Origin of the sequence: Rahnella sp. AA, assembly GCF_002834385.1 — a bacterium.
Classification (GTDB): domain Bacteria; phylum Pseudomonadota; class Gammaproteobacteria; order Enterobacterales; family Enterobacteriaceae; genus Rahnella.
This window is the reverse complement of sequence record NZ_PITQ01000003.1, coordinates 343,363-363,339: the sequence shown is the minus strand read 5'-3', so window position 1 is coordinate 363,339 and position 19,977 is coordinate 343,363. Positions and strand designations below refer to the sequence as shown.

General features: G+C 50.8%; 31 protein-coding genes. 2 read left to right on the top strand and 29 right to left on the bottom strand.

Annotated elements, in window-relative coordinates; translation table 11 throughout:
• Window positions 1-6: 6 nt before the first annotated feature.
• The 7 genes from fliL to fliF all read right to left on the bottom strand — a co-directional run bounded on the left by fliL (window position 7) and on the right by fliF (window position 7,370).
• A complete protein-coding gene (gene fliL / locus CWS43_RS10150) occupies window positions 7-507 on the bottom strand; it encodes a flagellar basal body-associated protein FliL (RefSeq protein ID WP_101076820.1) in 501 nt (166 codons plus the stop codon).
• 185 nt (window positions 508-692) lie between these two features.
• On the bottom strand, window positions 693-2,078 hold the full coding sequence (locus CWS43_RS10145) for a flagellar hook-length control protein FliK (RefSeq protein ID WP_101076819.1): 1,386 nt from the start codon (window positions 2,076-2,078) through the stop codon (window positions 693-695).
• The gene (fliJ, locus tag CWS43_RS10140; protein ID WP_101076818.1) at window positions 2,075-2,521 is read right to left on the bottom strand and encodes a flagellar export protein FliJ; all 447 of its coding nucleotides are present in this window, start codon (window positions 2,519-2,521) and stop codon (window positions 2,075-2,077) included. The genes CWS43_RS10145 and fliJ overlap by 4 nt, the downstream gene beginning before the upstream one ends.
• Before the next feature lie 23 nt (window positions 2,522-2,544).
• Entirely contained in the window at window positions 2,545-3,909 is a 1,365-nt protein-coding gene (fliI, locus tag CWS43_RS10135) for a flagellar protein export ATPase FliI (RefSeq protein ID WP_101076817.1), read from the bottom strand.
• A complete protein-coding gene (gene fliH, locus CWS43_RS10130) occupies window positions 3,909-4,664 on the bottom strand; it encodes a flagellar assembly protein FliH (RefSeq protein WP_101076816.1) in 756 nt (251 codons plus the stop codon). Before fliH ends, fliI begins: the two co-directional genes overlap by 1 nt.
• The gene (gene fliG, locus CWS43_RS10125; RefSeq protein ID WP_198555811.1) at window positions 4,657-5,652 is read right to left on the bottom strand and encodes a flagellar motor switch protein FliG; all 996 of its coding nucleotides are present in this window, start codon (window positions 5,650-5,652) and stop codon (window positions 4,657-4,659) included. The genes fliH and fliG overlap by 8 nt, the downstream gene beginning before the upstream one ends.
• Window positions 5,646-7,370, bottom strand: coding sequence for a flagellar basal-body MS-ring/collar protein FliF (gene fliF, locus CWS43_RS10120; RefSeq protein ID WP_101076814.1), 1,725 nt, complete (start codon window positions 7,368-7,370; stop codon window positions 5,646-5,648). The genes fliG and fliF overlap by 7 nt, the downstream gene beginning before the upstream one ends.
• 282 nt (window positions 7,371-7,652) lie before the next feature.
• On the opposite strand from fliF, the gene fliE reads away from it, so the two are divergent.
• Window positions 7,653-7,967 carry a flagellar hook-basal body complex protein FliE gene (gene fliE / locus CWS43_RS10115; RefSeq protein ID WP_101076813.1) on the top strand — a complete coding sequence of 105 codons (315 nt, stop codon included), beginning with the start codon at window positions 7,653-7,655 and terminating at the stop codon, window positions 7,965-7,967.
• Window positions 7,968-8,002: 35 nt separating this feature from the next.
• On the opposite strand, the gene CWS43_RS10110 is transcribed toward fliE, so the two are convergent.
• The 20 genes from CWS43_RS10110 to CWS43_RS10010 all read right to left on the bottom strand — a co-directional run bounded on the left by CWS43_RS10110 (window position 8,003) and on the right by CWS43_RS10010 (window position 17,113).
• On the bottom strand, window positions 8,003-9,286 hold the full coding sequence (locus tag CWS43_RS10110; RefSeq protein WP_101076812.1) for a site-specific integrase: 1,284 nt from the start codon (window positions 9,284-9,286) through the stop codon (window positions 8,003-8,005).
• 31 nt (window positions 9,287-9,317) lie between these two features.
• Window positions 9,318-9,575 (bottom strand): excisionase family protein, encoded by a 258-nt coding sequence (locus CWS43_RS10105; RefSeq protein WP_101076811.1) that lies wholly within the window; start codon window positions 9,573-9,575, stop codon window positions 9,318-9,320.
• Window positions 9,576-9,790: 215 nt separating this feature from the next.
• Complete coding sequence (locus CWS43_RS10095) at window positions 9,791-10,204, bottom strand: hypothetical protein (protein ID WP_101076809.1); 414 nt, start codon at window positions 10,202-10,204, stop codon at window positions 9,791-9,793.
• Window positions 10,201-10,410, bottom strand: coding sequence for a hypothetical protein (locus tag CWS43_RS10090; RefSeq protein WP_101076808.1), 210 nt, complete (start codon window positions 10,408-10,410; stop codon window positions 10,201-10,203). The genes CWS43_RS10095 and CWS43_RS10090 overlap by 4 nt, the downstream gene beginning before the upstream one ends.
• Before the next feature lie 254 nt (window positions 10,411-10,664).
• On the bottom strand, window positions 10,665-10,922 hold the full coding sequence (locus CWS43_RS10080; protein WP_101076806.1) for a hypothetical protein: 258 nt from the start codon (window positions 10,920-10,922) through the stop codon (window positions 10,665-10,667).
• Complete coding sequence (locus CWS43_RS10075) at window positions 10,922-11,278, bottom strand: hypothetical protein (protein ID WP_101076805.1); 357 nt, start codon at window positions 11,276-11,278, stop codon at window positions 10,922-10,924. Before CWS43_RS10075 ends, CWS43_RS10080 begins: the two co-directional genes overlap by 1 nt.
• On the bottom strand, window positions 11,275-11,556 hold the full coding sequence (locus tag CWS43_RS10070; protein WP_101076804.1) for a hypothetical protein: 282 nt from the start codon (window positions 11,554-11,556) through the stop codon (window positions 11,275-11,277). Before CWS43_RS10070 ends, CWS43_RS10075 begins: the two co-directional genes overlap by 4 nt.
• The gene (locus CWS43_RS10065; protein WP_157825378.1) at window positions 11,549-11,731 is read right to left on the bottom strand and encodes a hypothetical protein; all 183 of its coding nucleotides are present in this window, start codon (window positions 11,729-11,731) and stop codon (window positions 11,549-11,551) included. The genes CWS43_RS10070 and CWS43_RS10065 overlap by 8 nt, the downstream gene beginning before the upstream one ends.
• The gene (locus tag CWS43_RS10060) at window positions 11,728-12,270 is read right to left on the bottom strand and encodes a hypothetical protein (RefSeq protein WP_101076802.1); all 543 of its coding nucleotides are present in this window, start codon (window positions 12,268-12,270) and stop codon (window positions 11,728-11,730) included. The genes CWS43_RS10065 and CWS43_RS10060 overlap by 4 nt, the downstream gene beginning before the upstream one ends.
• Window positions 12,271-12,319: 49 nt before the next feature.
• On the bottom strand, window positions 12,320-13,012 hold the full coding sequence (locus CWS43_RS10055) for a hypothetical protein (RefSeq protein ID WP_101076801.1): 693 nt from the start codon (window positions 13,010-13,012) through the stop codon (window positions 12,320-12,322).
• 73 nt (window positions 13,013-13,085) lie between these two features.
• On the bottom strand, window positions 13,086-13,553 hold the full coding sequence (locus CWS43_RS10050; RefSeq protein ID WP_101076800.1) for a single-stranded DNA-binding protein: 468 nt from the start codon (window positions 13,551-13,553) through the stop codon (window positions 13,086-13,088).
• Complete coding sequence (locus CWS43_RS10045) at window positions 13,554-14,246, bottom strand: Rad52/Rad22 family DNA repair protein (protein ID WP_101076799.1); 693 nt, start codon at window positions 14,244-14,246, stop codon at window positions 13,554-13,556.
• The gene (locus tag CWS43_RS10040) at window positions 14,233-14,421 is read right to left on the bottom strand and encodes a hypothetical protein (RefSeq protein ID WP_101076798.1); all 189 of its coding nucleotides are present in this window, start codon (window positions 14,419-14,421) and stop codon (window positions 14,233-14,235) included. Before CWS43_RS10040 ends, CWS43_RS10045 begins: the two co-directional genes overlap by 14 nt.
• Window positions 14,418-14,621: a hypothetical protein gene (locus tag CWS43_RS10035; protein ID WP_101076797.1), complete on the bottom strand. Its 204-nt coding sequence runs from the start codon at window positions 14,619-14,621 to the stop codon at window positions 14,418-14,420. The genes CWS43_RS10040 and CWS43_RS10035 overlap by 4 nt, the downstream gene beginning before the upstream one ends.
• A 187-nt stretch (window positions 14,622-14,808) precedes the next feature.
• Window positions 14,809-15,195, bottom strand: coding sequence for a hypothetical protein (locus tag CWS43_RS10030; RefSeq protein WP_232776840.1), 387 nt, complete (start codon window positions 15,193-15,195; stop codon window positions 14,809-14,811).
• Between the two features lie 80 nt (window positions 15,196-15,275).
• Complete coding sequence (locus CWS43_RS10025) at window positions 15,276-15,503, bottom strand: hypothetical protein (protein ID WP_101076796.1); 228 nt, start codon at window positions 15,501-15,503, stop codon at window positions 15,276-15,278.
• Between the two features lie 118 nt (window positions 15,504-15,621).
• A complete protein-coding gene (locus CWS43_RS10020; protein WP_101076795.1) occupies window positions 15,622-16,071 on the bottom strand; it encodes a hypothetical protein in 450 nt (149 codons plus the stop codon).
• Window positions 16,068-16,241, bottom strand: coding sequence for a hypothetical protein (locus CWS43_RS27205; protein ID WP_157825377.1), 174 nt, complete (start codon window positions 16,239-16,241; stop codon window positions 16,068-16,070). Before CWS43_RS27205 ends, CWS43_RS10020 begins: the two co-directional genes overlap by 4 nt.
• A 32-nt stretch (window positions 16,242-16,273) precedes the next feature.
• A complete protein-coding gene (locus CWS43_RS10015; RefSeq protein ID WP_101076794.1) occupies window positions 16,274-16,882 on the bottom strand; it encodes a pentapeptide repeat-containing protein in 609 nt (202 codons plus the stop codon).
• Window positions 16,883-16,921: 39 nt separating this feature from the next.
• Window positions 16,922-17,113, bottom strand: coding sequence for a DUF551 domain-containing protein (locus CWS43_RS10010; RefSeq protein WP_101076793.1), 192 nt, complete (start codon window positions 17,111-17,113; stop codon window positions 16,922-16,924).
• Between the two features lie 226 nt (window positions 17,114-17,339).
• On the opposite strand from CWS43_RS10010, the gene CWS43_RS10005 reads away from it, so the two are divergent.
• Window positions 17,340-17,648, top strand: a complete 309-nt coding sequence (locus CWS43_RS10005) for a transposase (RefSeq protein ID WP_101076792.1) — start codon at window positions 17,340-17,342, stop codon at window positions 17,646-17,648.
• A gap of 15 nt (window positions 17,649-17,663) precedes the next feature.
• Here the strand turns inward: CWS43_RS10005 and CWS43_RS10000 are convergent, their stop codons facing one another.
• Both CWS43_RS10000 and CWS43_RS09995 read right to left on the bottom strand, forming a co-directional pair.
• Window positions 17,664-17,951 carry a hypothetical protein gene (locus tag CWS43_RS10000; protein ID WP_101076791.1) on the bottom strand — a complete coding sequence of 96 codons (288 nt, stop codon included), beginning with the start codon at window positions 17,949-17,951 and terminating at the stop codon, window positions 17,664-17,666.
• A gap of 371 nt (window positions 17,952-18,322) precedes the next feature.
• Window positions 18,323-19,363: a ParA family protein gene (locus tag CWS43_RS09995; protein WP_101076790.1), complete on the bottom strand. Its 1,041-nt coding sequence runs from the start codon at window positions 19,361-19,363 to the stop codon at window positions 18,323-18,325.
• Window positions 19,364-19,977: the final 614 nt, after the last annotated feature.

The window sequence follows — 19,977 nt, the reverse complement described above, 5'->3', positions numbered from 1 at the left end:
ATTTGTTTATCGCAGTATGAAAGCAGTGAAAAGCACGTCGTTGATCACCTGAGGTGGCTGACCTTTGACCAGTGGCGCGTCCAGAACCTGTTTGATGTCCTGAACCAGCTGTTGTTTCCCGGTTTCGCTGGCCAAATCAGCAGTTTTCTGACGGGACAGGAGCAACAGCAGGCGGCTGCGAACTTCTGGCAGGTACTCAGTCAGAGTAGCCCGATTTTGTTCATCTGGCAGACGCAATGTCAGGCCGATGTACAGTACTCGGTCAGGATCGTTATCCGGGGTTTGCAGATTGACAGTGAAAGTATCCAGCGCCAGGAAAATCGGGGCTGCAGGCGGAACATCATTTTTCACCTGTGCTGCCTGCGCTCCAGTTGCAGGCTGTTGTTTGTGCAACATCCACCAGGCGTAACCGGCCGCACCACAGGCTCCGATGGTAATGAGTAACAGCAGAATCATCATTAACGGCCGCTTTTTCTTACGCGACGCCGAGAGAGCAGAGTCAGACATGGATGAGGCGATTTCCTGTAAGTATGAGCAGAGTAGCGAGGGAGCAACCAAACTGCTGAGTCAATTCTGACAATGATTATCCCGTTTATCCTGTTGTTCAATAGTCAGAATAGGCGGGAAAAACAAGGTCAGCTCTGCCGTTTGAATTAAGGCCTTACAGGCAGAGCTGAAACATCAGGTAACGATTATGCGAAAATATCTACGCTATTGTTGCCACTGATCCGCTGAGCAATAGAGGCAGGAACCGGCAGGGCATCACTGGCAGAAGAAAGACCACTGCCGGAATTGAATGCCGCCCAGCTCGCTGCGTCACCTTGCTGCGAACCCGACTGAGCGTTTTGCTGCTGTGCCTGCTGCCACTGTGAACTGTCACTGCCGACACTGCTCTGGCCCAGGCTGATGCCGTTATCTGCCAGCGCAGTTTTAAGCTCAGGCATGGCGGCTTCAATCGCAGATCGTACACCGCTGTGGCCGGAAACAAAGTGTAACTGCGCCTGATTATTTTCTATCTTCATGCTGATTTGGATAGACCCCAGATCCTGCGGATGCAGGCGCAGTTCTGCGGTCTGTTGCCCCTGGCGGTTAAACATCATGACCTGCTGGCCAAGTTGTTGTTGCCATTCAGGCGTACCCAGCTGTGCGTTGAGCAGCGGTGTTGACGGTGCGGCCACCGCGCTGGTGGTGGTTGGCGTCGTTGAAACCGGTGCAGAAGATACCGCAACCGCCGCCGCATTGATCTGATTGAGTGCCTGGGCATTGCTGTCAGGTGTGCGGCTATCGCTCTGCTGCAACGCGGCAGCATTACCAGACGCTGCGCTCATCGAGGCGAGAGCACTGCTGAAATCGGGGGGGGTGGTCGCTGCTTTGCTGCTGGCATGCTGAGATGACGCTGCTGCGGTATTCACGGCGGCTTTCGGATCGGTATCTGTGACCGCTGTTTTGCTGTCACCGGTCAGCAGTGAAGAGGCCGTCGCCGTCAGGCCGGCAAGCAGTGTGCTTTGCTTATCCGCACGCGCAGTATCGCTGCCGGTGGCTTGGGTCGCGGCGGCGGCAACCGTCTGTACCTGCTGAACCGGTTGCTGCTGAGCTGCCAGCTGGGCGAGCAGCGACTGAACAGAAAGATCTGTACTGGCGTCAGTGGTGCCGTCTTTTTCTTTATCACTCAGGGCGGTGTTTTTCGCGGATGTCGCATCCGCACCTTTCAGGCTGCCGGCGGGCAGGATCTGAATCGCCGCAATCATTTTGCTGAGATCGCTGTCATTGAGCGTCAGGCTGCCGCTTTTTTCAGCGGCGGCCACGGCCTGGGTCAGCGTTGTTTCATCAACAGTCTGGCCTTTGGCTGTAATTTGCTGGCTGAGTTTCTCCAGCGCGCTGGTCAGTTTAGGATCGACCTTCGTGCCCAGTTGTGCTTCAAGCTGGGTGGCGAAATCTGCTGGGGTGGCTGCCGCGCCCGTATCACCGGTCGTGGCAATATCGGTCGCCGATGTCGCGATGGCAGAAGAACCGCCAGAAGCCGCGCTTGCGGTAGTCTTTGCCGTCGTGACGGCTGCAGGCAAAATATTCAGAGTCATGGTTGTTTCTTCCTGTGTGCGCTGCGCTGGGCGAACTCATCGTTCTGCTTTTGATCGAGCTTGTTTTCCAGCGAACGTTGCTGTTCGCTGGCCCGGGACTGCAGCGTCTGGTACGCATTGAGGCGCTGCTGCTTGTCCTGCCACTGGTTGACGGCGGCATTAAGCCGCTGATCCCAATGTTGTAATTGTTTGCGGTGCTGTTCGATGGCGACTTCCAGCGTGCTGATAAACTGCTGGTAGTTCTGCCAGGTATTTGCCGCGATCCCACCGGTCATCGTGGAATTGAGCTTTTCCCGGTATTCACGCTGATAGTTGAGCAGCATGGTGAGCTGCTCTTCAGCCTGGTGGTGCGACTGCCTGATTTGGCCCAGATGACTGGTCGCCTGATCCAGCGCTTTCTGCGCCAGAGAGCAAAGAGTTATTAACGGCGATGAACTTTCCATTTATGCCTCTGCTTATTAATGAATTAGCCCGGGAACAACATATTGAGTTCCAGACAGGCGTCTTCGTATGTGCTGCGTTCCATGATGTCCTGCTGGAGAAAGTTCTCCATCTGCGGATACAGCTTTATGGCACGGTCCAACATCGGGTCGCTGCCTGCGGCGTAAGCGCCGACGCTGACCAGGTCACGGTTGCGCTGGTAGCTGGACAACAATTGCTTAAAGTTACGTACCCGACCGTACTGGACGTCGTCGATCAGCGATGTCATGGCACGGCTGATTGAGGCTTCAATATCAATAGCGGGATAATGGCCCGATTCTGCTAAACGGCGCGACAACACGATGTGGCCATCAAGAATGGCGCGTGCTGAGTCGGCAATCGGATCCTGCTGGTCATCCCCTTCGGTCAGCACGGTATAAAACGCGGTAATCGAACCGCCGCCGCTGATGCCGTTACCCGCGCGTTCAACCAGCGCAGGCAGTTTGGCAAAGACGGAAGGCGGATACCCTTTGGTGGCCGGAGGTTCACCGATCGCCAGTGCTATCTCACGCTGCGCCATGGCATAACGGGTCAGGGAATCCATAATCAGCAAAACATGCTGGCCGCGATCGCGAAAATCTTCGGCGATGCGCGTGGCGTAAGCGGCACCCTGCATACGCAAAAGCGGCGAAACATCGGCGGGCGCAGCAATAACCACTGAGCGGGCACGACCTTCGTCACCTAAAATGTTTTCGATAAAATCTTTAACTTCGCGGCCACGCTCACCGATCAGGCCCACTACGATCACGTCTGCTTTGGTATATCGGGCCATCATGCCGAGCAGGACGGACTTACCGACGCCGGAACCTGCGAACAGGCCCATACGTTGTCCCCGACCCACCGTCAGCAGGGCGTTAATCGCGCGGACACCTACATCCAGCACGTCGGTGATCGGCGTGCGCTGCAACGGGTTAAACGGCGGCGTAATAAGTGCTGCGCGATAACCGGTATCCGGTGGCGCTAAGCCATCCAGCGGTTTGGCGCTGCCATCGAGCACGCGGCCAAGCAGTTGCGGGCCCAGCGGTAACTGTTTACCCGCCGTATGGCCATCGGCCGAAATACGGGCATACACCCGCGCACCAGGTAAAATCCCTTCCACTTCTTCCAGTGGCATCAGGAACAGGCTCTGACCATTGAAACCCACGACTTCACTTTCGACTTCCTGCACGACCGGGCCGTCATGGCGCTCAATCAGGCAGGTAGCCCCCAGCGGTAACTGCAAACCCGTCGCTTCAAGGACCAAACCGGTCGCACGGGTCAGACGCCCGTAGCGGCGAACGGACGGCGTGCGGGCCATACGCTTTTCCGCGTCATCCAGTGTTTTCAGCAGGCGGCTCAGACGGGCGGTCATCAGAGATCTCCCGGTGCCGCAAGACGGCACAGCTCATGCCAGCGTGTCGCCAGCGAGGCATCCATATCGCCGTCTTCCGCGCTGACTTTACAGCCACCGGCGTGGATCTGGCTGTCGGCTAATAAACGCCAGCCGTTCATGCTCAGGCTTGCGCCGAGCTGTTGTTCAACACGTTCAAAGTCAGCCGGGTTAACGCGCAACTGCGGTTTACCTTTGAACATCGGCTCCTGCTGAATCAGTTGCTGGATCTGGGTGAGCAGGGCAGAACCGTCACAAATCGGTGCCTGACCGATAATCTGTTTGGCAGCGGTCAGCGCCATTTGCATCAGCCGTGAGGCGATCACGCTGTCCAGCGCATCCAGCGTTTGCTGGAAATCAGACACCATATGCTGCCAGTGTTCTGTCAAAACGGCCTGTTGCTGCTGGCCTTCCTGCAAACCCTGTTGCTGCCCTTCATGCAAACCCTGCTGAAAACCCGCCGCATAACCTTGTTTCTGGCCGGCTTCCAGGCCTTGCTGAAGGCCCTGCTGCTCGGCGCGGCGTTGCAAATTCAGCAATTCGTTCTGGTCTACCTGAAGTTTTGGTAATCCGTCGTCATGCTCTTCTTCACCTTCAGTGAGCAAAGGTTCATCAGGGGTGGTGAATACCGGCATTGCCAGATCACCCGGTCTCCAGGGCTGCCACGGCAGGGCGTTAATTCGTTCAGCATGACGCTCTTCTGCTGTTTTCTTTTCCGGCTGGGGGTTATCAGACATAGGAATCCTCGCCGCCGCCAACCATCATTTCTCCGGACTCTGCCAGGCGGCGAACCGTCTGGAGAATGGCTTTCTGTTCGTTCTCGACCAGAGACATACGCATCGGTCCGCGGTTTGCCAGGTCGTCGCGCAGGATATCTGCGGCACGTTGTGACATGTTGCGCAGGAACTTGTCGCGCAGCGGTTGTTCCGCACCTTTCAATGCAACCAGTAACGATTCGCCTTCGACCTCCTGCAACAGGCGCTGGATACTGCGGTCGTCCACGTCCACCAGGTTTTCGAACAGGAACATCTCGTCGATAATTTTCTGTGCCAGCTCGCCGTCGTAACCACGAACCGCTTCGATAACGGCTTCTTCCTGCTGGGTTTTCATCAGGTTGATGATTTCCGCAGCCGTACGAACACCACCCATCTTCGAACGTTTGAGGTTCTGGCCGTCGAGCAGGTTGTTCAGCACTTCGGTCAGTTCTGCCAGCGCGGCTGGCTGGACGCCCCCGAAGGTCGCGATACGCAACATCACGTCGTTGCGCAGGCGCTCGTCGAACAGGGCAAGAATATCGGCAGCCTGGCCCCGTTTGAGGTGGACGAGGATAGTGGCGATAATCTGCGGGTGCTCGTCGCGGATCAAATCGGCCGCCATCAGCGGTTCCATGAAGTTCAATGTCTCCATGCCGCTGGTGGTTTCGCGTGATTCCAGAATGTCTTCAAGCAGGCTGGAGGCGCGTTCTTCGCCCAGGGCTTTGGTCAGTACCGAACGCAGGTATTCGCTGGTATTGACGCTCAGTGCCGCGTACTGCTCGGATTCATCTTCGAACTCGTTCAGCACTTCCGCCAGTTGCTTGTTGGAGATCTGATGGATATTGGCCATCGCTCCACTGATTTGCTGAACTTCACGAGGGGAGAGGTGTTTGAACACCTCCACCGCACGGTCTTCACCCAGGGTTATCATCAAAATGGCGCTTTTTTCGGTTCCGGTCATAGTCATGATTGTTCGGTACTCATCCATTGGCGGATAACCAGGGCGACGATACGTGGATCCTTATCAGCCAGCTCCTGAACACGTTGGGTCTGTACTTCGACGCTGACGCGCTGTTGTGAACGTTTACGTTTTTCCAGCTCATCGTTGCTGAGTTTGACCGGTTTGCTGCCTTCAGGTTGTGGCTGTGAAGCTGCCAGCGCCGCAGCAGTTGCCGCCTCTTTCTCTGCCTGCTGTTTGCGCAGCATCGGACGAACAATCTTGCGCCACAACAGCCAGGCAACAATCAGTACCAGCAACCAGCGACCGGCATTAATCAACTGATCGAAGAACGCTTGCTGTTTCCAGAACGGCAATTCACCGGAATTATCAGCCGCTTCGTTGAACGGTGTATTCACCACGTTCAGCGTATCGCCGCGTTCCTGTGAGAAGCCCATTGCTTCACGGACCAGGTCGTCAATTTTCTTGAGTTGTACATCCGTCAGAGGCTGCGCTTTACCATTTGCATCCATCTGATAGTTGACCACCACCGCCGCGGACAGGCGCTGTACGGCACCGGCGCTGTGCTGCGTATGGGTGATGGTGCGGTCAACTTCATAGTTAGTCGTTTCATCACGACGGCGGTTAGACGGCACATTAGAATTTGCGCTGGTTGAAGCATTTTGTGCGTTATTGCCGGTGGCGTTTGCGCCATTTGCGCCGTTCGCTGCATTGGCATTATTTGCCGCCGGTGGGTTAGTCACTGGTGCGGTTGCTGCAGGTGCAGGCTGGTTGCTTAATGCACCCGGCACGCCGCCAACGGCAGATCCGCCAATCTGGTCACTGGTGCTTAGCTGACGGGAACGAACAGCAGCTTTATCCGGCGCGCCGTTTGGCTGGTAATTTTCATCCGTTTGTTCGCGGCTTGCATAATCGATTTGCGCAGTGATTTGCGCGTGAACGTTACCGTTACCGACAACCGGTTGCAGGATGGATTCAATACGACGTTGCAGGCGGCCTTCGACTTCGTTGGCGTATTTCAGCTGGGAAGCATTAAGGTCACGGCCATTGTTATCAGACTGTGTCAGCAGGTGTCCGCTTTGGTCGACAACGGTCACGTTGGCAGGGGGTAAACCCGAAACGCTGCTCGATACCATATAAACGATGGCGTTAATCTGGCCATCATCCAGCGCACGGCCCGGCTGTAAGTTCAGGGTGACAGAGGCTGACGGATTTTTTTGTTCGCGGACAAACAAAGAAGGTTTAGGAATCGCTAAATGAACACGCGCACTGCCAACCGGACCGAGGGTCTCGATTGTGCGGGAGAGTTCGCCTTCCAGTGCACGCTGATAGTTAATCTGCTCACTGAACTGGCTGATACCGAACTTTTCCTGATCCATCAATTCGAAGCCGACTGCGCCGCCTTTCGGTAAGCCGGCCGCAGCCAGTTTCAGACGGGTTTCATACACTTTGTCGGCAGGGATCAGCAGAGCACCGCCGTTATCAGAGAACTGATAAGGGATGTTCATTTGAGTCAATTGGGTGACGATGGAACCGCCATCTTGATCGCTGAGGTTGCTAAACAGCACCTTGTACGTAGGCTGTTTGGCCCACAGCATCATTACAACAACAATGGCCACAGCAGCGGCAGCGGCGATGGCGATAGGAACTTTTGGGTTGGCGCGCAGGCGATTAAGCAACGCAGTAAAACCGCTTCGGGAGGTTTCTGCGCCGGCTATTGCGGAACTCATACAAGATCCCTATTTAGCTGTTGAATGGTGGTGTTCATGTTGTCTCTTAACAAAACAGACTCCCAAGTGCGCAATCGTTGAAGCGTGACATTTTTCAGTCCTCCATACAGGCAGGCCTATTTTCTAGGTGAGCCATTATTTGCCGCATAACGCAAAGTTAATGGCCCGATAAGCCATGGTTTTTAGGTTCAATTACCGCGTTTAGGAAAAAACTGATGTGATAGGGTGTCATTCCATGAAAGAAGTCATTTGTTCATCGACACAGTGATAAGCGGAGAAAGCATGTCAATTCAAGGCATTGAGAGCGTTTTACAGCAGTTGCAGGCCACTGCTGTCCAGGCCGGCGCGACGCCACAGACCGATACCGCATCTGAAGCGGGTTTTGCCAGTGAGTTAAAAGCGGCATTGGGCAAGATCAGTGAGACGCAAAACACCGCAAAACTGGAATCTGAGAAGCTGGAAATGGGCGTTCCCGGTGTCAGCCTGAACGACGTGATGGTTGATTTGCAGAAATCTTCGATTTCACTGCAGCTTGGCATTCAGGTGAGAAACAAACTGGTGACGGCTTACCAGGATGTGATGAACATGTCGGTGTAGGTTGTATATCTGTATGATTTAAATTAATTAATCGGTTAGCCAGTCTTCTTGTGGGGCATGGATGGGGCAAATTCTCCTAATTTCTGGTTGAGCATCGCAATCTGCTCTCCGTTGTTGTCGTTCATCCAAGTTCCATAAACCGAGTAAACCATCTGAGCTGATGTATGCCCCATTTGGCTCGCTATGAAATTCGGGTTCGCTCCGGCAGATAGTGACCAGCACGCGTAAGTGTGACGCGACTGGTATGCTTTTCTATGTCTGATTCCAGCTCGGCGTAAAGCTGTATCCCAAGACTGACCGATAGACGACACGGAATAGTAGGTGCCGCTGCGATTGTTGACCGCGCTGATTTGCGGATTAAATACGAAGGTGCAATCTTCGATGTCCTTTTTTCCGTACTCACGCTGCACAACTTCAATTCTCGTTTTCGCTGCCATCCTGGTCATTTCAGCCTGATCACGCAAAACATCTATCGCAGGTTGAATGAGATGAATTTCTCTCGTTCCGGCATTAGTTTTCGGTGGGGTAAACTCATGAACCGCTGTGAGGTTGCGTTTAACCTTGATAGTTCCAGCTATCAGATCGATGTCCTCCCAAGCGAGGGCGCACAACTCCCCATGACGCAGTCCAGTGTAAACAGCTAGTGACCACAAGTTAGCCACTTGCCGGTGCCCGCACACAGAGATGATCCGCAAGAACTCATCTCTCGTAACCGGGTCGGGTTCTGCTTTTGACTTCCTCAGCGGCTTTAGATTCCCCATTGGGTTAGACGGTAAATAACCATTGTCATGTCCGAATTTCAGAACCGCACCCAGATCGCTCATCTGACCATTTACTGTTCTTACTGACCTTCCAACTTTCTCTGTCTTGACGCCACATCCCAGTTGCTGAGTGCCCGTGAGAAGAGAGTTGCGAAGTCTAATCAAATCCTCTGTTCTTATTGATGAGGCAATCATGTTCTCACCAAGAGCTAGAAGGACTCCCTTCATTCTCGAACGATACCGCCCAAGGCTGTTCGCCGATAAATCAACTTCCTTCAATTCCAGCCATTTTTTGTAAAGCTCCCCGATGGTTACCTGTCTTGATGCAAGTCCAAATTTCCTTAAGTTAATGGAGGAGGGGAATTGCTTCTGGTAATCAAAATTCCCCGTTTTAATTGCGTAAACTACTGACGCCCTCAGCTCCGCTGCGACCTTTCTATTCTTCGCCGTATCCGGCACCCCCAGCGATTCCCTTGCTCTCGTGTTTTTGTATATAAACCAAACCCGCAGAAACCCTCCATGGCTTTCTACTCCGGTAGGATATTTTATCTCAGCCACATCTCACCTCCGCTTTCAGTGGGTGAACAGGTTAAGCTTTCTTGCGAACTAAAGCATCCGGCTGATTTGCGGCCTGACGCTCAATCCACTGTTCGATAGCAAGATGATTGTACATGCACTCGCTGTTAGGCTTAGGATCACCTTCAGGAGCGAAGTGGAGATACTCCCGACCCTGTAGCCATGATTTCTCTCTTGCCCGCTTAATCGTCCCCGGGCGAAGACCAGTAATTGCAATGAGGACATCTTCTGTTACCCATTTAGCGGGAGTTAACTGAGTGATCAGTGCCATGCTTACCTCTGCTATTTACCCTCAGCCACCCGATGAACCCAAACGCAAAGCCATAGCCACACTTCATGACCTGATGGACAAAGTGGCTTGGCTTGATTGGCGTATTTATCGAGTAGCTGACGGAGAGTGTGGTGGTTGTCTTTACTGCGGAGTTCGGTGAGGAGTTTCTTTGCGATGATTCTGGCTGCGTTGTCGACCTCTTCGGGAGTCATGGGCTACTCCAGTTTTACACCCGGGATTTTGCCATCTGATATTGCAGAATAAAGCTCACTCGCGTCATCCATTGTTATGCTGCCGATTTTATAAAGCTCAGCAATTGCTAACTCTCTTTTTCTATCTTCGGCTGTTATTAATGCAAAATCTCCATGCTCACCAGATGATGCCAGATACCCAATGTCTACCGTCGCTCCCTTTTCGCTGGAATAGACAACAACACCTTTACGGTACTTGCTTTCCTCATCGACCCAAAAGTTGACCTCTTCTCCAACCGGAGGGATGCCTTGCCCATCCCACGCCGATAAACGCCTCTCCGCCATTACATCTCCAGAAATAAGATCATGAATAACCAAAACATCATCACGTTCTGATGCAAAATCCTTCTCACTGCCTTTGATAATTTCGTATTTCATGCCGCATGCCTCCGCTGTGCCCGCTGTTTCTTCTCAAGCTCGTAATCATCCCTGCATCCTGAATCACAGAAGTTACCCCGCAAAAGTGGATGCTCGCAGTAGTGACACTTTCCGGTAAATCTCAGGAAGTCGCGTGAGCGGCTGAGCAAGGCAATCTCGCGCTCCAGTTCTTCTAATGCTGCTGCGTTATCAATTTCATCGGCCATGTTTCTCTCCAATCTTCAGTATTTTGGTCACCGCCCCGACATCACAGCCGGATGCAAGAATGTTCGTCCCTTCGTGCAGTGAAACCCGCACATCAGCTGGCTCGACTCCTGTCATGCTCCACAATCCCTGTCTGAGTATTTGGCTTAATTCATCCGTGTCTACTCGACCCGCGTAGAAATGCATGCGGGGTAATTTGACTGTGATCATCGGGGGATACCTCGAATTTCAGGCGTAAAAAAACCGCGTTAAGCGGCTATCCTGCTGTACTTTCTACGGGGTTAGGAAAATCTAGGCTCATGTCAAATGTAGCGCCCAGCTTGTCTGCGCAGGGGATGAAGTCGCGGCCTCCCTTATCTAACTCGTCGCAAATTTCGTTGTAGCGCGTCACGTCGAACAGCGTTAAATTCGGGTCTCCGATTGTCGCGAAACCGATGCGCTTTGACGGGCATCGGTCGAGTACGGCTTGCACCTCTGCGACCCATTTCTTTTCTTTTGCAGTGAGCTTTGCCATCACTCCCCCTTAACCGTAAAACCGGCTGCGATGATTGCTTTGATAGCGAAATTACGGCTCATAACATCAGAGCTACCCAGCACAACTGGATTAGCCAGCCGGGCTTTCAGCGCTGCGATTTCTGTCTCTGCGGTGATTGCTCGTAATTTCCATTCACGCCATGATTCAGCAGTTTCGATATGCGCATCACATTCAAACTGCATATCAGCCTGGGCCTTATCAGCCCGCTGGCGTTCTGCTTCGAGCTGGTCGAGTAGTGATAACGCTTGCTCACCGGAGATTGCGAACATGCCGCCGCAAACTTTCGCTGTTTCGGCTTGCTCACGCAGCGCCGATATATCTGTTGTATCAGTCATACGCATATCTCCGCACGGTAGTAGCAATCAATAAGGAACTGTTTGCCAAGCTTTGTAGGCACTTCAGCAACCCTGGTGATCAACCCCATCTGTTTCATGATGCATGTAATGGTGTGACCACAGTGACTGTCACAAGCCTTTTTAAGTACGCTATGAGCCAAAAGGTTGCGGTAGTCTGTTCGACCGAAATTAGTGTTACCAAAGCAGCACGCTATGTATTCATCAGTAAGGTGATCGGTGATGCTTGGTCTGCGTTTTAGTTTGGTTGTCTCAGTCATGAGGTTGCTCCTTCACCAGAGAAGATATTTCAGCCTCTAAAGCATCAACCTGAGCAGAGCAGAGATTCCAATCTCGGCGTTCTTCATCGCAAAGAGAATACTCAGCCATAGCGTTCATGCGCCCGCGCAATGAAATAACCAGCGCTCTTAGACTTGCTTCATAAGCGATCATCATCCCTTCCTACCAGCGCGCAGATCGTCAGCAAACATAGCAGCGCGTGCCGCTTCGCCGCTTAGTGCCACAGAATTAGCTTTATCGTTATGCTCCATTGCTATGCGTGCTGCCGCTGTTCTTCTTGCCACAAGATCATCCACACCTTGTGCCTTAATATCAGATATAGCTGCTTCGGTTACTGGCGTTTCTGGTTTGAAATCATTAGCATCACTTGGCTCACCGATATCTCTCGTATAGACAAAACAATCATCTTTGATGAACTTAAGCAGGGCAGAATTTTCAGCCACCAAGTTATGAATAGTCTCGCTGGACTTCTCAAAGGCTTTTCTTTCAACTTCAAGAGCGCGAATATAAAGCTCATGAGCGTGAATCTTTTCCTTTAAGCGCAGATTTTCATTAAGAGATTTATCTGCATCTGCCACCAGTTTCTGATAGTCCGAGTATGTGACGTACGCGCCTTCTGCGGATTCTTCCATCCATATTGAACATGGCCCGTCTTGTGGGTCAGATTCTGCTTCATAGCGTTTTACTTCACTCATAATGTGTTCCTTGAAAGAGGGTTAGGCTGCCATCCTTGGCTGAAAAGTTTCAGGCTGCGCTGGAGAATGTCAGACGCTTGAAGATTTCACGCACACGATCAACGTCGCCTTCGCAGTACTTGGCTACCTGAGCGATTTTCCCGTCGCGGACGAAATCCCAAACCATGCTTCCGTCAATCTCTTCGCCTATCTCGCTGCCTTTTCTTGGCAGGTTCAGCACCTCGCAAAGCTTATCCAGGCTGACGCGACCGTTATGCCCAGCCCATTGGATCATCGTGTCGAAAACTGACTTATCCCAAGGGCGTGCGCTGAATGGAATGAAGCGGGGCGGTGCAATACCAAGAACGGCGGCCCGTTGGAATATGAAGCGTAAATCGAAAGCCACGACGTTATGCCCGATGAACGTCGGTGGGATATTCCGTGATGGGTCGTAATTGCGATTCAGGAAGTCGAACAAGCCAGCGATGATTTGTGGCTCAGAATTCGCCCAGTCTTCGCTGTAGAAGGTTTCTACCGGAGAGTCTCCTGCGGCTACTGAGATAACGCAGATTTGACCGCGACCTCCATCAAAGCTTGTTTTACGCCATTCCTCTTCGGCTGCGGATTCGCGATTTGCGTCCAACCACTCCCTGATGCTTTCAAGTTTTTTGTATTGTCCGGGCGCGGTGATGGAATCGGCAATTTTCTGCTTAAAAGCTTCGTCTTGGGATGGGATTGTTTCGATGTCGAGAAAGATGTTCATATGGTTTCCTGTGAATTTTTTATAGCCGAACCCCTAGCAGGGATCGGCTATGTGATTTAAGTGAACGGGAGGTTTAGAACGGAATGTCGTCGTCGAAATCCATTGGTGGCTCGTTGTTCTGGGCTGCCGGTTGGCTTTGCTGCGCTGGACGTGATTGCTGAGTGCCGCTGTGTGCAGGCCTACTGCCATCTGCTTTGCCTCCGAGCATCTGCATCGTGCCGCTGACATTGACGTGAATCTCTGTGGTGTATTTCTCGACGCCTGCCTGATCTGTCCACTTCCGTGTGTTCAGTTTCCCTTCAATGTAGACCTGAGACCCTTTCTTTAGGTATTCACCAGCTATCTCCGCCAGCTTTCCAAACAGAATTACGCGATGCCATTCCGTTTTTTCTTTCTGCTCGCCGGTGGCTTTGTCACGCCAGCTTTCGGAGGTTGCCAGCGTCATGTTGGCAACCGCGCCGCCGTTGGGCATGTAACGGATGGTGGGGTCATCCCCCAGTCGGCCGACTAAAATCACTTTGTTTATTCCGCTATTCGCCATTTATGCCGCCTTCTTTAGTTCGGTTCCGCGCGTTTTGAATACTTCAACGCACTTAGTTTGATGTTCGGGTGATGTTGCTAATGCATTCCATGCTGGCGTGTAAATCCCTTTAAGTTCTTCAACGTTCTGACAATCTGAGGCTTGGCTTGTGAAGTCCTTGAGTATTTCATCTGGGATTCTTTCCTGAGTTTGTTGTGGCTGCGCCGTTTCCGCTAAAGATGGAAGCGCCCAGGAGGGGAGTTTCGGCGGCATCCAGAAAATCTGTTTACCTTCCTTAGTCTTTGCACGATTCCATCCATTACGCTTTTCAGTGCTAACTTCGGCGAATCCTTCCTCCAGCATGTACAGGTATCTGCCGATACCCCATTGTACGGCTGCGCGTTTCATAGCTCCTGACATGCCGCCTTTAACTGCCTCAACCTGCGTGTTTTCTGCTGCGTCCCACTTGGTGATCCACTCGTCATCTACTTTCACGGAAATACCGCACATCACGCCCGAGTCAGGAGCGGCAGTAAATTCATTCCGCCATCCTGCTTTGCCGCAGACTTCATCAAGGCGTTTCATGATCGCCCGATTGGTCACATAGGCCAGAACCATAGCCCAAGGCTTTCCATTTGCAGTAACGCCGCATTGCTGCACTCGCCACTCAATATCTTCGGCAGCGAATGGTTCATCAAATTTATTTAAATCCACGCTGTGCCTCCATTATCCTCTTTACTTGATTAATGGTTCGGTGATCGGCAATGGCTTCGAGCTGTGCCATTTCATCTGTGAAAAATTCGGTCGCGCCATTCAATTCCGCATGCTCTATCGCGAAATCCTCATCTTCACGCTGATCTCGCAGGTAGTCATAATTAGTCCAGGTCATGCCGCATCCTCCTGCCTCATCACCACAAGATGACCGCGAGACTCCATGAACTCGCGAATGTTTGCCTCATCCATGAAGGCCAACATCTCTTTGTCTGGTAGCGTGTAGTGCAATTCAGCGCCTTCAACTTCAATCTTCACGCCGCGACCCATAGTGCCGCCAGAAATCTTCACGTCGGCGCATTCAAAAGTTATATTCATAACGGATTCCCCGGAGAGCGAAGAAAATCAACCAAGCGGTCGAGCCAGCTTTTGTGCGGTGGCGGGGTGAAGCTCGCAGATGTCAGGCAGTTTGAAGGGTGATGCTGAATGGATTTGAAAGCGTCAAAAGGGCGTCCCATGCAGGAAGCCCCGGCAATTGAATATTGCATGGGATACTCCGGTTTAATTAAATGTGAGTTTCTTCGTAGTGCGACTCAGCCATTTCTTTGGCTTCATCCATAGAATTTGCTTTGAAAACTAATGGGCGCAGTGTTGGTTTGTGTGCCAACGTTGCGTGCTTAATGCGGCGCTCTATATCGCCAACTCCAACTGCACTTCCCGTTTCGGCGTAGTAGACGCTAGTCTGCTTGCCCTCTGGGTAATACAAAGTCCATGAAGATGGATAAAGCTCAGACTTGTGTTCTGTAAGCAGTCGCTGAACATCCTGAAGGTATGAGGCCTGTAATTTTGCGAGTTTCTTCATTACTGATTCCGGCATCAGGACACCGCAATAAACTCCAGCGGAGAAATCAAACAACTTCTCCGGCACAATTTCGTATTTTGAATCTGTCATCTGATACTCCGTTTAGTTGATTTAAGTGATGAAGAAGCCAGCTCTTGAACTGGCTTTTGCATCCATTAAAAAAGCCGCGGTTAGGCGGCATCGTCATTACTGGTAACTGTGTATCCATTCTCTTCTAGCCAAGTAATTACATCGCTCTCTCCGACCGAATCCAGTGCGGCATCCAGCTCGCCCCCGGCCTTTATTTGAGACATCAAGTCGTCTACGTCCACACCGTCAGCCACCACGCGTGTTGTGCCATAACGAACGGCTTCAATGGCAACGGTTGAACAGTCGAAAGTTAATTCTGCTAATGACATGGTTATCTCCAGTTATAAAAAAGCCCTGCGGGGTGACAGGGCGAAGTGGTTCACAGCATTAAGTTGATAAGGGCGCTTATCACGATGCGCACTCAGTGAATGCGCAGCAGGAAGGGGCTCACTTCGAGACGATTGCATTCCACTCCTCAATGGCTTTCACCGGGCTGTCGAACGTGACTTTTGCAATCCATTTACAACATTTCAGTTGGAATTGATTGAGGATGTACGGTTCAGGGTTCAATCTGCATCCGTTGTTCCACTCAAATGCCTTAATCGATGGGGTGGTTTTACAGAAAGGGCATTGGTGTATTTTCGGCAAAAATTCGAATGAGATATCTGGAAGCAAACCATCATCCTCTCGCCACTGTAATTCGCCCGGAACGGTTACCGAATACCCGTTCCAATAATCAAATGAAGGAGACAAAACGTCTTCATGCCCCGCACCGCGCAGCCTGAATTCAGATCTGGATATCACGTTAATGCCTTTAACTGCGCGGCTTGCCATGCGCCAAAGATAAACACCACGCACCTCGGGCTTGCGTTCTGAATATTTAATCCACTCACTCATACTTCCTCCTCAACTCTCTCAATTTCAGATTTACGCAAGAACTTCTCATACTGCTCATGGTTCATTCGAACAGATGAACGTTCTGCTTCATTTTTAATTACGTATTCGTAACCGTTAGCCACCCTAGAAACGTCAAGGTGCTCACCGGTTAAAGTGTTGAACAGCTTCATGGGGATGACTCCGGTGGGGTGTTACGAAGGGGTTATTCTACTTCTGCTGATTCAGGTTCTTTCAGCCATTCAGGGTGAGCACCTTCGCCCAGATAGAAGTCGATAATCTTCAGTAGCCGAGGGTAGAATTTCAGTGCCCGTTTGCCATCCATTTCTGCAATTTCACGTTTAGTGAATGACCGCCACTTTTCTGCTGTGTGGTTCTGGCAACCGGCTTTGATATATTCGCCATTGCTGATTTGCAGGTAGTACTCTTCACCCATAATCACGTAGGTTAGATCAGGCAGGTCGGCATCGCGCAGGTCGGCACCGCACAGGTTGGCACCGCACAGGTCGGCATCGCGCAGGTTGGCACCGCACAGGTCGGCACCGCACAGGTTGGCACCGCACAGGTCGGCACCGCGCAGGTTGGCATCGCGCAGGTTGGCATCGCGCAGGTTGGCACCGCACAGGTTGGCACCGCACAGGTCGGCATCGCGCAGGTTGGCACCGCGCAGGTCGGCATCGCGCAGGTTGGCACCGCGCAGGTTGGCATCGCGCAGGTCGGCACCGTACAGTTCGGCACGTGATCCGTTTTCACGAAGCGACGTTACCCAGACCTTGTGTTCTTCAAGAATTTTCGCTAACTCAGTAGAGTTCATATCGGTAGTCTCAGTTAGTTATGTGATGCGGGGTGGGGGTTAGGCTGGAGGCATGGCAAGAAGCCAGTGCGTTACTTCCTGCGGCTCATAACGCTTCTTCAATTTGCCATCAGTGAAGATGTGGTAGTCATCATCACGCAAGAACCCGAACTCGTAATCTCCATCCACCCAAAGCAGAATCAATCTGTCTTTTGGCGGCATTTCTTCGCTGCATTTTTTCCAGTTTTTCATGTCTCTCTCACCCCTTAATAACGTGATATGGATGCTCGTATTTATCGCTGCGATGACCGGCGGCGAAAATAAGGTGCATTTCTTTTGGCCGGCATAGCACAGATAAATCATTTAAATACATACAGATACACACTCTGGCAGGCTATATTCATTTTCCCGTTAATTTAATCTTGCGTTGCCTACCACCGATTTGTAGATTCACGTCCATCAACCCAAGGAGAAAATCATGACTTATCTCGATGAATTAGAACTTATCCATGAAAGTGGCGATGTGCTTTATCCAGTAAAAATAACTAGGAAAACTTCTGGCAAAGCGGCTTTCCACTTAGTCCCTCCGGGCATGAATAAAAAGGACGGCACCATTGAAGTTATGGAGCCTTCTGATGTGATTAGTCTCGTAATAGACAATGGGCACTCAGTTCGTTGCAGCACATTGGTGGCTACAGTTGTTGGTAAGAGCGGAGTGAAAATTAAAAGGAAGGGTCTTTATAAAATTAGCGAGAAAAGCATCACAAAGTACAACATCAAAAAGTAACGCGCCTCTTCGCTATTAGCGTGCAGTAATTACTTCAGATTTACGGTACCCGGCTGCAAAGACGGCCACTTGCGGAAGGCACATATTGTCTGCACTCGGGTAATGCTTCGTAGTAGTGGTGATGGTCGCCACTACCGCTCTCATCGCTGGCTTACGTTTGCAGGTCAGCTCAGCTTTGCTAGGTGCTGCCGGTGATGCATCCAGACCGGTAGAGAAGTCATTAACTGGCAGCGCCTGTAAGTGCTTGCGAGCTTCACGACGACGACTATCTGCTGTGCCAGTGAATTGCGTTCTGCGTGTCATAAAACCTCCTGTGTGAGTTTTGGTGGTGAAATGCCTGGTGCATTCATCTCATCCCAAAAGTCACGCTTTGGTATTAATTGGCCTTGCGGCCACGTAGGTGATCCTCACCGTTGTTCAAAGAGCGTATCGAGCGGGTCGTTTCGTTTCGATGGGATAACTTTATCGAAATGATAAATTAATGGCAATAGCAAAATGATAAATTATTTGTCTTTTGGGATTATCATTTTGATTAAATTGATAATTTATTTATTTTCCTTCAGGCGTGCCTCATCGCACCTGCATAAAGGTGTGGTGAATTGGTGGTGGAGGGGGTGTTTAGCGGATTACAGGCACAAAAAACCCGGCTCGGTGGCCGGGTTGGTAGGATAGAGTTATAGGACACTTACTAGATATTTTAATTCTTTTTTATAACGGTCAGCTGAGCTGTTGACTTGCAGTCTTTTCCCTTCAACTGAGTGGAATGAGTTAACCTTTAACTCAGCGATTGGAATGCTTTTTGCCCCACTTATGCGCCCTGTAGACATAAAGTCATCTGTAATGACAAAAGCGTCTCTCGGATCATCAAAATCAAAAAGCTGTGGGAATTTTTCTGCTATTGCTAAGGCTCGTTCTATATACATCCGAGACGCGCTGTCAGGTGTGAATTTTTTCTGACTTTTGGCTCCAGCCATTGTCATTACTATTGCAGCAACTTTTGGCGTCCTTCTCCCTCCTGCTCTTTCATCCCATATTTTAAAGTCTTTATTAGTATTCGAGAGAAGATCTAATGTAAGTTGTAACGACTCAATAGAGTGCTCATCAACCCGGACAGGGATAATTACAGCATCAGCGGCACACCAAGCTAAATGGGTTCCACCTGCATAGAATGGACTAGTATCCATTATGATCTTATCGAGATTCTTCTCTTTTGCTTCTTTTTCTAGCACTTTGTGAAGGATTTCCAGAAGATTATTTACTGCCTTAGCATTATTTTGCGCGTTCGCTATTTGTAATTGTTGATAAAGGGTTGATGGGAATGCAAATAATTCCGCGCTTCCTGGGATGATGTATGCCGGTTTGCCGCCTTTAAATGAATCGCAATAGCTACTCACTTTGTATGAAATATCATCTGGAACGTCACCGAATGCAGAACCTAGCAGCGCAGGCTGAAGCGCATTTAGAATATTCACTCGGTGCTCAGAGCCGCGTAGAATATTTTCAGTTAGATTTGTCTGTGCGCACAAGTCAGCAATCAGCAATGAGTGTTTGCGGGATATCTCGAAAGACAAATTAAATGACAGCGTTGATTTACCAACGCCACCACGCAATGTTGTTACTGCATAGCTTCTATATTTCAGTTCACCAGTATAAATATAACCTTCTTCAACAACCTTTGAATGGTTGTCCAAAATTTTCTGAATATCCGTTGCCATGATCTTCCCCGCTGAGTGTTTTGTCATCAGAAACTATCACGCTGAGCATGCAGGAGCAATGAAAAAGTGCAGGAGCACCAAAAAACCGCAGGAGCAATGAAAAAGTGCAGGAGCACCAAAAAACCGCAGGAGTAAAAGGCCGCATCTCTGCGACCTCACCACCTAGGCTTTCAGTCAGTGCCCAACATATCCAATCGCAATAATGAGAACTGCTATGCATGTAACTCTACTGGCACGGATTATCTGATCTCGGTCTTTTCTGTAGATAGCAAAAACTAGGGTAGGTAATGCCCAAATCATTAGAACTAAGCCAATTATTGAGTAAACAGACATTTGCCCTCCATCAGTCACCTATCCATTGTTTTTCCAAACCGTAACTCACGCCAAAGGTTAGCGCTCACAGTGCCCCAAGACCCAATGTGCATGCATTTTCAAGGCGTGATGTATCTCGTCACTACCGGCCATTAAAAAAATCAGTATGAGCAGAACTAAGAGTATGGCGAACAGCGCATAGCGCATCGCAGATCCATTGCTGTAAATGTAAGATAAAGTGAATATTGGAAGATAATATAACGAAATCTTTGCAGTGAGAATAGAGAGGGATACCCTGATTA